Origin of the sequence: Pseudomonas sp. B1(2018) (assembly GCF_003097365.1) — a bacterium.
Taxonomy (GTDB): domain Bacteria; phylum Pseudomonadota; class Gammaproteobacteria; order Pseudomonadales; family Pseudomonadaceae; genus Aquipseudomonas; species Aquipseudomonas laurylsulfatiphila.
Genome location: NZ_PYUK01000039.1, coordinates 1 through 13,429, shown reverse-complemented (window position 1 = coordinate 13,429; position 13,429 = coordinate 1). Strand labels below are relative to the sequence as shown.

5 protein-coding genes and 1 rRNA gene are annotated in these 13,429 nt (G+C 60.7%); 3 read left to right on the top strand and 3 right to left on the bottom strand.

Going from position 1 to position 13,429, the window contains the following annotated elements:
• Nucleotides 1–187 precede the first annotated feature (187 nt).
• A 5S ribosomal RNA gene (gene rrf, locus C9422_RS31840) occupies nucleotides 188–303 on the top strand.
• A gap of 125 nt (nucleotides 304–428) precedes the next feature.
• On the opposite strand, the gene C9422_RS31835 is transcribed toward rrf, so the two are convergent.
• Nucleotides 429–1,139: a GntR family transcriptional regulator gene (locus C9422_RS31835; protein ID WP_116583419.1), complete on the bottom strand. Its 711-nt coding sequence runs from the start codon at nucleotides 1,137–1,139 to the stop codon at nucleotides 429–431.
• Between the two features lie 194 nt (nucleotides 1,140–1,333).
• On the opposite strand from C9422_RS31835, the gene lapG reads away from it, so the two are divergent.
• Complete coding sequence (gene lapG, locus C9422_RS31830) at nucleotides 1,334–2,026, top strand: cysteine protease LapG (protein ID WP_116583418.1); 693 nt, start codon at nucleotides 1,334–1,336, stop codon at nucleotides 2,024–2,026.
• Between the two features lie 14 nt (nucleotides 2,027–2,040).
• Nucleotides 2,041–3,987 carry a cyclic di-GMP receptor LapD gene (gene lapD, locus C9422_RS31825; RefSeq protein ID WP_116583417.1) on the top strand — a complete coding sequence of 649 codons (1,947 nt, stop codon included), beginning with the start codon at nucleotides 2,041–2,043 and terminating at the stop codon, nucleotides 3,985–3,987.
• Between the two features lie 46 nt (nucleotides 3,988–4,033).
• Here lapD and C9422_RS31820 read toward each other — a convergent pair whose 3' ends face one another.
• Entirely contained in the window at nucleotides 4,034–4,372 is a 339-nt protein-coding gene (locus C9422_RS31820) for a tryptophan synthase subunit beta (protein WP_116583416.1), read from the bottom strand.
• Between the two features lie 145 nt (nucleotides 4,373–4,517).
• Nucleotides 4,518–13,409 carry a tandem-95 repeat protein gene (locus C9422_RS31815; protein ID WP_305887999.1) on the bottom strand — a complete coding sequence of 2,964 codons (8,892 nt, stop codon included), beginning with the start codon at nucleotides 13,407–13,409 and terminating at the stop codon, nucleotides 4,518–4,520.
• Between the last annotated feature and the right edge of the window lie 20 nt (nucleotides 13,410–13,429).

Here is a 13,429-nt window from a genome sequence, read left to right as displayed (position 1 = left end):
ATCCCGAACTCAGAAGTGAAACGATGCATCGCCGATGGTAGTGTGGGGTTTCCCCATGTGAGAGTAGGTCATCGTCAAGATTAAATTCCGAAACCCCAATTGCGAAAGCAGTTGGGGTTTTGTTTTTAGTAGAAGTCACCCATTTTCACCGGCACGTTGATGTTCTAACGGGCTGGTCACAGAATTTCTTGACGACCATAGAGCGTTGGAACCACCTGATCCCATCCCGAACTCAGAAGTGAAACGATGCATCGCCGATGGTAGTGTGGGGTTTCCCCATGTGAGAGTAGGTCATCGTCAAGATTGAATTCCAAAACCCCTGTCTGCTAACGCAGACAGGGGTTTTGTCGTTTCAGGGGTACTGAAAAGCCCGTTGTGGAGTCTCTCCACAACGGGCTTTCTCACGTCTTGTACTTGCCGCTGGGGGGTTACTTCGGTGTGTTTCTGGCCTGGACTTCAGGGCTGTTGAGGTAGCGCGTAATGACCTCGACCGCTCGGTTCAGGTGATGCTCGAGCAACTTCACGGAGCGTCCCACGTCCCGGTCCTTGGCGGCGCGCAACAGTGCCTGGTGGTCGTCCTGGGACAGTTTGCCCAGGCCCATGGCTTCCAGGTTGAAACGCAGGAAGCGCTCTTCCTCATTCAGGCCGTCTTCAACCAGTTTCAACAGCCGGCGATTGGGTGCTCGGCAGTAAAGCGTCATGTGGAACAAGCGGTTGAGGCGGCCGATTTCGCTGTAGTCGCTTTGCGTTTCGAGTTCGTCGATGTAGCGGGCAGCCTGCTCGAGATCTTCGTCCTGGAGCAATGGCACCGAGAGACGCAGGGCCTCGGATTCCAGCAGGATGCGCAGCGCGTAGGTTTCAACGGCGTCTCCCTGGACCAGCGGCGCGACCACGGCGCCTTTATGGGCCACCACGTTGAGCAACGACTGTGCTTCGAGCTGGCGCAAGGCTTCCCGTACGGGCATGCGGCTGACGCCGAACAGATCGGCGAGGTCCTGCTGGCGCAGGGCCGCGCCGCAAGGGATGCGCCCGTCAAGTATCGCCGCGCGCAGGGTTTCTTCGATCACCGAGCGAGCCAGATGTGCGGGAATCGGCCCGTTGACCTTGATACTGCTCAGAGGGTTGGGCTTTTGTGTCACTAAACGCACCCTGAATAATGAATTTTTTGGATCCAAATGACACTAGTGACTGCCTGACAGCTTGTCAAACAAGTGAACGAATGCCTTTGTTTCAGTTTAGCGCGCCACCAGTGATCTCACCGTGCCATTGTCTTTTTCCGGACTAACCTTCACCATTCGAACAATTCTCTCCTGCCTACCCAGGATGCCTCGCATTGGCGGCATGTTTAACGATCCCTCGGATTTTACGCTGGCTGTGCAGCGCATTGCTGCTGGCTGGCGTGATGCTGGGCAGCTTGAGTGCCGATTGGGACTTTTCCCTGATCAGCCGGCGGGCGCAGGCATTGTACGGACCTTTGGGAGAGGGCCAGCAACGCATTAATGATTGGCAATACTTGTTGGCCAGTCAGAAGCAGATCGGCGAGTCGGAACAACTCAATGTGGTCAATCGCTTCTTCAACAAGCAGGTGCGATACGTTGAAGACATCGACCTGTGGCATGAAGTCGATTACTGGGAAACCCCGATCGAAGCCCTGTGGAAAGGCGCCGGTGACTGTGAGGACTACGCTATTGCCAAGTACTTCAGCCTGCGTCACCTCGGTGTAGCCAGTGAAAAGCTGCGTATTACCTACGTCAAGGCACTGACCCAGAACCGCGCGCACATGGTGCTGACCTACTACTCGAGTCCGGAGGCCGAGCCCCTGGTGCTCGACAGCCTGATCGATGCAATCAAGCCGGCCAGCCAACGAAAGGATTTGCTGCCGGTCTACTCTTTCAACGCAGAGGGATTGTGGTTGCCGGGTGCCAAAGGCAACAAAAAGGTCGGCGATACCAAGCGTCTGTCGCGCTGGCAGGATGTGTTGAAGAAAATGCAGGCCGAAGGATTCCCGGTCGAGACGACTAACTAGGAGCACGTGCTCAGATGTCTTTGTTCAAACAGCTGTTGATTGCTATCTGTCTGTTCCTGGTGGTCGCCTTTACCGGCAGTTTCATGGTCAGCCTGGAGAGCTCGCGCACGCAGTACGTCAATCAGTTGCGTTCCCATGCCCAGGACGCTGCGACCGCACTGGCGCTTTCCCTGACCCCGAATATCGACGACCCGGCGATGGTCGAGTTGCTGGTCAGCTCGATCTTCGACAGCGGTTACTACGCGAGCATCCGCGTGGTCGATCTGAAGACCGATCAGCCCCTGGTTGAGCGCACGGGCATTCCGGCGGTCAACAACGTTCCGGACTGGTTCGTCAAACTGATCGGCCTGGAGCCCGCCGGTGGTGATGCGATCGTCAGCCGCGGCTGGGAGCAGGCTGCCCGGGTCGAGGTCGTCAGCCATCCGATGTTCGCGCTGGCCAAGTTGTGGCAAAGCGCCTTGGGCAGCCTGGGCTGGTTGCTGCTATGCGGCGCCGTCAGTGCGGTGCTCGGCGCGCTGTTGCTGCGCCAGCAATTGCGACCGCTGGATTACATGGTCAAGCAATCCCACGCCATCGCCAGACGGGAGTTCCTCAGCCTGCCGGAACTGCCGCGCACTCCCGAGCTTCGCCGGGTCGTGCAGGCCATGAACCAGATGGTCGAGAAGCTCAAGGCGCTGTTCCAGGAACAGGCCGAGCGTAGTGAAAAACTGCGGGTCGAGTCCTATCAGGATTCGTTGACCGGGTTGGCCAACCGGCGCTATTTCGAGATGCAACTGAATGCCCGGGTGAGCAACCCGGAGCAGGCCAGCTCCGGTTATCTGCTGCTGTTGCGGGTCAAGGATCTGGCCGGCCTCAACCAGCGCCTCGGTGGCCAGCGCACCGATGAAGTACTCAAGGCCGTCGGTGAGCAACTGACTCGCGAGTGCGCCAAGTACCCGGAAACCCAGAACCTGGTGACCCGTATCCGTGGTGGCGAATTTGCCGTGCTGGCGCCGGGGCTGGTGCGCGAAGAAGCGCTGCAATTGGCGCAGAATCTCGACGGCGCCCTGGCCAGTCTGCACGCTACCGGCGCCACTGATGTGGCTGCCGTGGCGTCTATCGGCCTGGCGCCTTTTGCTCACGGTGACTCGCCGCAAGCCGTGCTCAGCCTCGGTGATCAGGCGCTGGCCCAGGCCGAAGGTCAGGGCGAGCAGAATTGGGCCTGCCTCGAACACAGCCTCTCGGCCAGTGTCGGCGACGATCACCACGCCTGGCATCAGATGCTCGACCAAGCGCTGACACAGCGGCGCTTCGAGCTGTATTTCCAGCCGGTAGTGGCCGCCCAGGACACGCAACTGGTACTGCATTACAAAGTGCTGTCGCGACTGCTCGACGAGCGCGGCCAGACCATCCCCGCCGGGCGTTTTCTGCCTTGGCTGGAGCGATTCGGCTGGACCGCGCGCCTGGACCGGCTGATGCTCGAACGGGTGTTGGCGCAAATGAGCGAACATGAGGAGTCGCTGGCGCTGAATCTGTCATCGGCGACCCTGGGCGACCCGCAGGCGCAAAACAAAATCTTCGAGCTACTGCGTGCGCACTCCAACCTCGGCCCGCGTCTGACCCTGGAGATTGGCGAAGAGCAACTGCCTGATCAGGCAGTGTTGGAGCAGTTGACCCGGCGCCTGCGCGAACTCGGCTTCTCACTGAGCCTGCAACGTTTTGGCGGACGCTTCAGCATGATCGGCAACCTGGCGCGGCTGGGGCTGGCGTACCTCAAGATCGATGGCAGCTACATTCGCTCGATTGACCTGGAGAGTGACAAACGCCTGTTCATCGAGGCGATCCAGCGAGCGGCACACAGCATTGATTTGCCGCTGATTGCCGAGCGGGTCGAGACGGAAGGCGAGTTGTCGGTGATTCGCGAGATGGGGCTATACGGTGTGCAGGGCCAGTTGTTCGGCGAGCCCAAGCCCTGGTGCTGATGTGATCGCTCCCACGCAGGGCGTGGGAGTGATCGGAGGGGGGGCGTCAGATCAACCCGGTCTCTTCATCATCGATCAATTGGCTCAAGCCACCCAAGGCTTCACGGGCCTGGTTTCGGTCCATGAGTTTGGCCTGGGCCGCCGTCGGCAGGTCGGTGACGCGGATCACGCCTTTCTGGGTCAGCACCTGAATCAAGTCATCGAGTACCCGGATCATTTCCAGGTCGCTTTGCTTGAGCTGTTTGAGGCTGTTCTCCACCGCCGCATTGGCAAACCAGGCCTGGATTTCATGATTGTCGGCCGGCAGCGTTTCCGTGGCCTCGGCAAAGGCGGCGGGTTCCACGCGTACCAACAGGCCCTGCGCATCGCGTTGCACGTAAAACATTGAGCATCCCTCAGAATTGAGCCAGCGTCATGCTGTCAGCAGCATAGGTCAACTGCGCGCCAGTATGTGGCGCAGCGACGAAATCGTCACCGGGCAGTGGACATAAACGTGACGACCGCCCCGGAAGGGCGGCCGTTTTCATACATCAGCTGTTGTTGTGATCGATTTTGATGGTCGGGTCGCTACCGGCAATCAGGTTGTGCAGGTTGGCGCTTGACCAGTTGTTGCCCTCCAGCTTGATCGTCACGTCCGGCGTGGCGGCTGCGGCATTGCCAGAGTTGAACTGACCGGTCGAGCTGACTTGCAGCGACGACACGCCATCGACCGTGGTGATCTTCAGGAAGTTGTCGATGGTGCTCCCGGTTTCGCCCTGCAACAGATCGCGCAGGTCGATCCGGTCGCCTTCGCTGGCCTTGAAGTCCTTGATTACGTCGTTGCCGGTGTCGCCCGCTTTCCAGACGAAGGTGTCTCCGCCCAAACCGCCAGTCAGGGTGTCATTGCCCTTGCCGCCCAAGAGAATGTCATTGCCGTCGCCACCGTCCAGCAAGTCGTTTCCGGTACCGCCGAGCAGAATGTCATTGCCGGTGCCGCCGTAGAGTTTGTCGTCGCCACCCTGGCCAAAGATGATGTCATTGCCGGCGGCGCCGAGCAGCGTATCGGCACCATCCTGAACCCCAGACACATCGAACACGTTGTAGTGCTCGGTGATGTACTGGTGCACATTGCTTGGTGTGACCAGATTGGTCTCGACCCCGGTTTGCAGGCCGACAAAAGCCTGCAGCGAAGCGTAACCTTCGCCGGTGACGCTATTGAAGCTCACCAGGTCGCCGAAGATGATGTCATTGCCATCACCGCTGTTGACGGTGTCGTGACCCGGTAGCGTGGCCTCGCTGTGGCCGAGAATCGCGTTGGCCAGATCCGAAGGGTTGATATTGGCCAGCGGCTTGCCGTCGGTGGTGTTGTACGGCGCCAGGTCGCTTTCCTTGACGTCGCCGTTCAGGCCGATGGCTTGCACGGTGGAGTGGGCCGCCGCCAGCAGGGCAAATGCCGCTGCGGCATTGGTGGCGCTGGTGCTGTCGACATAGCCATCGCCATCGTTGGCCGACAACTCATAAGTGCCGTCACCCTGCGCATGGAGTGTCAGGCCACTGTATTTTGAAGAGCTCCAGTTACCCTTGCTGTCCTCACTCCATTTGTAAACGGCGCCATTGGCATCGACCAACGTACGAGTTGCGCCGCCGATCACTGTGGTGAAAGCAGTGCCAGGCCTGTAGTCACCCAGTTTCAACAGGCTGTCCAGGGTCAGGTCCGGGGAGCTGCTTGACTTGAAGTTGACGACGACCGGGTTGGTCTGCTCATTGCTGGTGTAAGCGGTTGGCTCACCGTCGGTAATGAAGTAGGTGAGATTGATCGCATTAGGGTTGCTCTTCGCATCAGCACTGTAGAACCAGTTGGCGGTGGTCTTGAACACGTCCTCGTAGTTGGTGTATCCGCCCGATTTCATACCGTCGAGAACCGACTTCAAGTTCGCCAGGGCATCCTTGCTGGACAGGTCGATCGAAATCGACTGTTTGACCGTTGTGTCGAAGTCCACGAGGAACACTTTCACAGTACCCGGATTCGCGTCTTTCGAAGTCGCACTGGCGATCAGCGAAGTAAACACCGCCTCCAGAGACTTCTTCGCCGCCGACATGGAGGCGTCGCCCATACTGCCCGAGCTGTCGACCATGAAGGCGATATTGTAGTTCTGACCTGGTGCGACCGTCAGCCCGCCGATATCCGACACCACGATGTCATTGCCACTGGTGCCGGTGACGGTGTCGTTACCGGCGGTGGCAGTGAGCGGGTTATAGACCGCTGGATTGATCGTGATCGGAATCTGCGTCGTATTGCTGGCCGAATCACCCTGGCTCTCGGTCGAGACTGCCGTCACGGTCAGCGTGTTGGTGCCGGTGGCATACGGTGCCGGGGTGTAGCTCAACTTGCTCACATCCCACCCACTGAGGTTGACGACGCCGTTACCGGTTGTGCCGGTAAAGGTGTGCGTGCCATCGGTCAGGGTCGCACCCGCCGGGATTCCACCGATCGAGGTAATGGTCTGGGTTTCAGAGCCATCAGTGTCCACCGATGTTACCTTCAAGCCCAACGCGATGCTGCTGTTCTCGGCCACCTGAGAAGTGGTGGCAGTCACGATCGGAGTATCCGCGACCGCAGTCACACTGATGTCCAGCGTGGTGCTTGAACCGGTATTGGTGGTGTAGGTCACAGTCGGAACCTTGCCACTCCAATTGTCGGCAGGGGTAAAGCTGTAGTCACCGCTGGCAGCGACTGTCAGCCTGCCCACGTTTGCGATGGTGGCAGTCCCCCCCGCGTTGTACTCGATGCCACCGATAGTGAACTTGGTCACGCTGAGAGCGTTGTCCACATCACGGTCGTTGGTCAGCACGTTACCGGTGGCGACCTGGTCTTCAAGGGTGGTTTTGAGGTCCGCAGCCAGCACACTCGGGTCATCGACCGACGTGACGCTGATGTTCAGGGTCGAGGTGACGTTGGGTCCCGAACCGTCGGTGACGGTGTAGGTGACGGTTGGCACTGTGCCGTTGTAGTTGGCGGCCGGGGTGAAGGTGTAGGCCCCACTGGCTGCGATCACCAGGGTACCGACATTGGCGATGGTCGCCGTGCTGCCGGCCGTGTAAGTGGTCGAACCGATGGTGAAGTTGACCACGCTGACCGGACCATCGACGCTGCTCGTGCCGGTGAGCACGCTGCCGCTGAGGGCGGTGTCTTCCAGGGTCGAGACCGTTTCGCTGGCGTCTGTGAAGCTGTCGTTGACCGGCGTAACGCTGATGTTCAGGGTCGAAGTGTCGTTGGTTCCCGAACCGTCAGTGACGGTGTAGGTGACGGTTGGCACCGTGCCGTTGTAGTTGGCGGCCGGGGTGAAGGTGTAAGCCCCGTTGGCCCCGATGACCAGGGTACCGACGTTGGCGATGGTCGCGGTCTGGCCGGCGTTGAAAGTGCCCGTAACGCCGTCGATGCTGAAGTTGACCACGCTGACCGGGCCGTCGACGCTGCTCGTGCCGCTGAGGACGCTGCCGGTCAAGGTAGTGTCTTCCAGGGTCGAGACCGTTTCATTGGCATCGGTGAAGCTGTCGTCGACCGGCGTGACGCTGATGTTCAGGGTCGAAGTGTCGTTAGGTCCCGAACCGTCGGTGACGGTGTAGGTGACCGTTGGCACGGTGCCGTTGTAGTTGGCGGCCGGGGTGAAGGTGTAAGCGCCGTTCGCCGCAATCACCAGGGTACCGACATTGGCGATGGTCGCCGTGCTGCCGGCCGTGTAGGTGGTCGAACCAATGGTGAAGTTGACCACGCTGACCGCGCCATCGACGCTCGAGGTGCCGGAGAGGACGCTGCCGGTCAGGCCAGTGTCTTCCAGGGTCGAGACCGTTTCGTTGGCATCGGTGAAGCTGTCGTCGACCGGCGTGACACTGATGTTCAGGGTCGAAGTGTCGTTGGTTCCCGAGCCGTCGGTGACGGTGTAGGTAACGGTCGGCACAGCGCCGTTGTAGTTGGCGGCCGGGGTGAAGGTGTAAGCCCCGTTCGCTGCAATGATCAAGGTACCGACGTTGGCGATGGTCGCCGTGCTGCCGGCCGTGTAAGTGGTCGAACCAATGGTGAAGTTGACCACGCTGACCGCGCCATCGACGCTCGAGGTGCCGGTGAGGACGCTGCCGGTCAGGGCGGTGTCTTCCAGGGTCGAGACCGTTTCGTTGGCGTCGGTGAAGCTGTCGTCGACCGGCGTGACGCTGATGTTCAGGGTCGAAGTGTCGTTGGTTCCCGAACCGTCAGTGACGGTGTAGGTGACGGTCGGCACCGTGCCGTTGTAGTTGGCGGCCGGGGTGAAGGTGTAAGCGCCGTTGGCGCCGATCACCAGGGTGCCGACGTTAGCGATGGTCGCGGTCTGGCCGGCGTTGAAGGTGCCAGTCACACCGTCGATGCTGAAGTTGACCACGCTGACCGGGCCGTCGACGCTGCTCGTGCCGGAGAGGACGCTACCGGTCATGGTCGTGTCTTCCAGGGTCGAGACCGTTTCGTTGGCATCGGTGAAGCTGTCGTCGACCGGCGTGACGCTGATGTTCAGGGTCGAAGTGTCGTTGGTTCCCGAACCGTCAGTGACGGTGTAGGTGACGGTCGGCACCGTGCCGTTGTAGTTGGCAGCCGGGGTGAAGGTGTATGCGCCGTTCGCCGCAATCACCAGGGTACCGACATTGGCAATGGTCGCCGTGTTGCCGGCCGTGTAAGTGGTCGAACCAATGGTGAAGTTGACCACGCTGACTGGACCATCGACGCTCGAGGTGCCGCTGAGGACGCTGCCGGTCAGGGCGGTGTCTTCCAGGGTCGAGACCGTTTCGTTGGCGTCGGTGAAACTGTCGTCGACCGGCGTAACGCTGATGTTCAGGGTCGAAGTGTCGTCTGTACCGGAACCGTCGGTGACGGTGTAGGTGACGGTTGGCACCGTGCCGTTGTAGTTGGCAGCCGGAGTGAAGGTGTAAGCCCCGTTGGCACCGATCACCAGGGTACCGACGTTGGCGATGGTCGCCGTGCTGCCCGCGGCGTAGGTGGTATCACCGATGGTGAAGTTGACCACACTGACCGGGCCATCGACGCTGCTCGTGCCACTGAGGACGCTGCCGGTGAGGGTGGTGTCTTCAGCGGTGGTCACGCTTTCGTTGGCGTCGGTGAAGTTGTCGTTGACCGGCGTAACGCTGATGTTCAGGGTCGAAGTGTCGTTGGGGCCCGAACCGTCGGTGACGGTATAGGTAACCGTCGGCAACGTGCCGTTGTAGTTGGCAGCCGGGGTGAAGGTGTAAGCCCCGTTCGCGGCGATCACCAGGGTACCGACGTTGGCGATGGTCGCGGTCTGGCCGGCGTTGAAAGTGCCCGTCACACCGTCGATGCTGAAGTTGACCACGCTGACCGGGCCGTCGACGCTGCTCGTGCCGGAGAGGACGCTGCCGCTGAGGGCGGTGTCTTCCAGGGTCGAGACCGTTTCGCTGGCGTCGGTGAAGTTGTCGTTGACCGGCGTGACGCTGATGTTCAGGGTCGAAGTGTCGTCTGTGCCGGAACCGTCGGTGACGGTGTAGGTGACGGTCGGCACGGTGCCGTTGTAGTTGGCGGCCGGGGTGAAGGTGTAAGCCCCGTTCGCTGCAATGATCAAGGTACCGACGTTGGCGATGGTCGCCGTGCTGCCGGCGGCGTAGGTGGTATCACCGATGGTGAAATTGACCACGCTGACCGGGCCATCGACGCTGCTCGTGCCAGTGAGGACGCTGCCGTTGAGGGCGGTGTCTTCAGCGGTGGTCACGCTTTCGTTGGCGTCGGTGAAGTTGTCGTTGACCGGGGTAACGCTGATGTTCAGGGTCGAAGTGTCGTTGGTTCCCGAACCGTCGGTGACGGTGTAGGTAACAGTCGGCACGGTGCCGTTGTAGTTGGCGGCCGGGGTGAAGGTGTAGGCACCGTTGGCACCAATCACCAGGGTGCCGACGTTGGCGATGGTCGCGCTCTGGCCGGCGTTGAAAGTACCCGTCACGCCGTCGATGCTGAAGTTGACCACGCTGACCGGGCCGTCGACGCTGCTCGTGCCGGAGAGGACGCTGCCGGTCAAGGCAGTGTCTTCCAGGGTGGAGACTGATTCGTTGGCGTCGGTGAAGCTGTCGTCGACCGGCGTGACGCTGATGTTCAGGGTCGAAGTGTCGTTAGGTCCCAAACCGTCGGTGACGGTGTAGGTAACGGTTGGCACGGTGCCGTTGTAGTTGGCGGCCGGGGTGAAGGTGTAAGCCCCATTGGCACCGATCACCAGGGTACCGACATTGGCGATGGTCGCTGTGCTGCCGGCCGTGTAAGTGGTCGAACCAATGGTGAAGTTGACCACGCTGACCGGACCGTCAACGCTGCTCGTGCCGGTGAGCACGCTGCCGCTGAGGGCAGTGTCTTCCAGGGTGGAGAGCGTTTCGCTGGCGTCGGTGAAGTTGTCGTTGACCGGCGTAACACTGATGTTCAGGGTCGAAGTGTCGTTGGGTCCCGAACCGTCAGTGACGGTATAGGTGACGGTCGGTACCGTACCATTGTAGTTGGCGTCCGGGGTGAAGGTGTAAGCCCCATTGGCACCGATCACCAGGGTACCGACGTTGGCGATGGTCGCCGTGCTGCCCGCGGCGTAGGTGGTATCACCGATGGTGAAGTTGACCACGCTGACCGGGCCGTCGACGCTGCTCGTGCCAGAGAGGACGCTGCCGGTCAAGGCGGTGTCTTCCGGGGTGGAGGGCGTTTCGTTGGCGTCGGTGAAGTTGTCGTTGACCGGCGTAACGCTGATGTTCAGCGTACTGCTCGAGCCAGTATTGGTGGTGTATGTCACCTGTGGAACGTTGCCATTCCAGTCGGCAGCCGGCTTGAAGGTGTAGTCGCCGTTGCTGGAAATGATCAGCGTACCGACACCCGCAATGGTTGCGGTCTGACCCGCCGTGAAACTGCCGTTGACCCCGTTCACACTGAAGCTTGCGACGCTCAGGGCATTATCGACATCGTGGTCGTTGGTCAGCACGTTGCCGATCGCGTTGTGATCCTCTTCGACGGTGATCTGGTCCGACTGCAGCACGCTGGCGTCATCGACGGCAGCCACGTGCACTACCAGTGGCAGCGAGGTGCTCGCGCTTGGGGCATCGCCGTCTTTGGCGGTGGCCGTTACGGTCAGGGGGATGTCGCCATTGAAGTTCGTCGGCGGTGTCAGCTTGAGCGTAGACAGGTTCCAGCCCGTAATGTCCACCGACGTCGAGCCGTTGGCAGCATTGAAGGTGTGGGTGCCATCGGTGAGGCTGGAGCCCGCTGGCAAGCCGCTCAGTGTGAGGGCGAGCGTTTCCGAGCCGTCGGCGTCATTGGTGTGGGCCTGGATGGTGGACAACAGGATCGCGTTGTCTTCAAGGCCCGAGTTGAGCACCTGAGTGACATTGATGTTGTCCAGCAGGCCGCCCAGGCTGTTGCTGTCCCCAGCACGGAACTCGAGTTTCTGGTTGCCATCGGCAGTGACCGGAATGTCGAAACTGTAGTGCTGCATGCCCGTGGTCGAGGTGTTCAGGGTGCCAATGAGTTGACCGCCCCAGTACACGTTGATGAGCGAATTATCTACACCGGCGCGCGGTGCATAGTCGAGCGATACGTTGTACGTGGTACCGGCCTTCGCATCGATAGTGGTGTAGAGGTTGCTCGCATCACCGGTATTGCGCTCGAGTTCGATGACCTGGTTATCGCCGCCGGCGCCGTAGACGCTGGCTTTGCCGATTTCGACCATGCCCCCGCGGTTGTCGGTGTGCCAGGCGCCGTTGCCGAGCTTGCTGACATCGACGTCGATACTCGCAGCGACTTCCTGGAAGTCGGTCGAGGCAACCATACCGCCACCGGTCAGCGACAGGCTCGGAGTATCGGTGACTGGTGCGACGACGATGGTGCCGGTCGCCGAAGCCGCAGAAGGCATGCCACCGTTGTCGGTCGCACTGTAGGTGAAATTGGTGGTGCCACTCCAGTCGCCGGTGGGTTTGAAGTAAACCGTTGCGCCATTGGCCGTTGCGGAAATCACGCTACTGGTGGTCAGCTCGATGGTCCCGGCGGCGTCTGCGTAAAACTTGCCATTGGCCGGCAGGCTGGTCAGGGTGAAGTGGTTGACGCTACCGTCAATGTCATTGCCGCCGAGCTGCACGGCGATCAAATGATCTTCATCACCCCTGGCCGAGGTGGCGTTAACGGTCGGAGCGTCGTTGACCGGATTGACCGTGATGTCCAGCGTACTGGTGGAGTTGGTGTTGGTGGTGTAGCCGATCTGTGGAACTGTTCCGTTCCAGTTCGCGGCAGGGCTGAAACTGTAATCGCCGTTGGTGGCGATAGTCACAGTACCGACGCCGGTGATAGTCGCGACTTGACCCGCGGTAAATGAGCCGGGGACGCCTTGTATGGTGAATGTCGCGACACTCAGAGCGTTGTCGACATCGATGTCATTGCCAAGCACGTTGCCCGTTGCAGCGTGGTCTTCATCGACGGTCTTGGTATCTGCAATCAGGACGCTCGGGTCATCGACCGGGGTGACGCTGATGTTCAGGGTCGAGGAGACATTGCTGCCGGAGCCGTCGGTGACGGTGTAGCTGACCGTGGGTACCGTGCCGTTGTAATTGGCGGCCGGGGTGAAGGTGTAGGCGCCGTTGGCGCCGATCACCAGGGTGCCGACGTTGGCGATGGTCGCGGTCTGGCCGGCGGTGAAGGTGCCAGGAACGCCGTCGATGGCGAAATTCACCACGCTGACCGGGCCGTCGACGCTGCTTGTGCCAGTGAGGACGCTACCGGTCACCGGGGCATCTTCAGTGGTGGTCACACTTTCGCTGAGGTCGGTGAAGCTGTCATCAACCGGTGTAACACCGATGTTCAGGGTCGAAGTGACGTCCGTGCCGGAACCGTCGGTGACGGTGTAGCTCACCGTTGGCACCGCGCCGTTGTAGTTGGCGTCCGGGGTAAAGGTGTAGGCGCCGTTGGCCCCGATCACCAGGGTGCCGACATTGGCAATGGTCGCCGTCTGACCGGCGGTGAAGGTGCCAGTAACACCGTCGATGGTGAAGTTAAGCACGCTGACCGGGCCGTCGACGCTCGAGGTGCCGGTGAGGACGTTGCCGGTGACGGCGGTGTCTTCAGCGGTGGTTACGTTTTCGCTGAGGTCGGTGAAGCTGTCGTCGACCGGGGTCACGTCGATGGTCAGGGTCGAGGTGACGTTGCTGCCGGAACCGTCGGTGACGGTGTAGCTGACGGTCGGCACCGCGCCGTTGTAATTGGTGTCCGGGGTGAAGGTGTAAGCGCCGTTGGCGCCGATCACCAGGGTGCCGACGTTGGCGATGGTTGCGGTCTGGCCGGCGGTGAAGGTGCCAGGAACGCCGTCGATGGCGAAATTCACCACGCTGACCGGGCCGTCGACGCTGCTTGTGCCAGTGAGGACGCTACCGGTCACCGGGGCATCTTCAGTGGTGG

Coding starts and splice junctions, on each gene's coding strand:
- lapD (WP_116583417.1), top strand. CDS start 2,041: ATGTCTTTGTTCAAACAGCTGTTGATTGCTATCTGTCTGTTCCTGGTG.
- C9422_RS31820 (WP_116583416.1), bottom strand. CDS start 4,372: ATGTTTTACGTGCAACGCGATGCGCAGGGCCTGTTGGTACGCGTGGAA.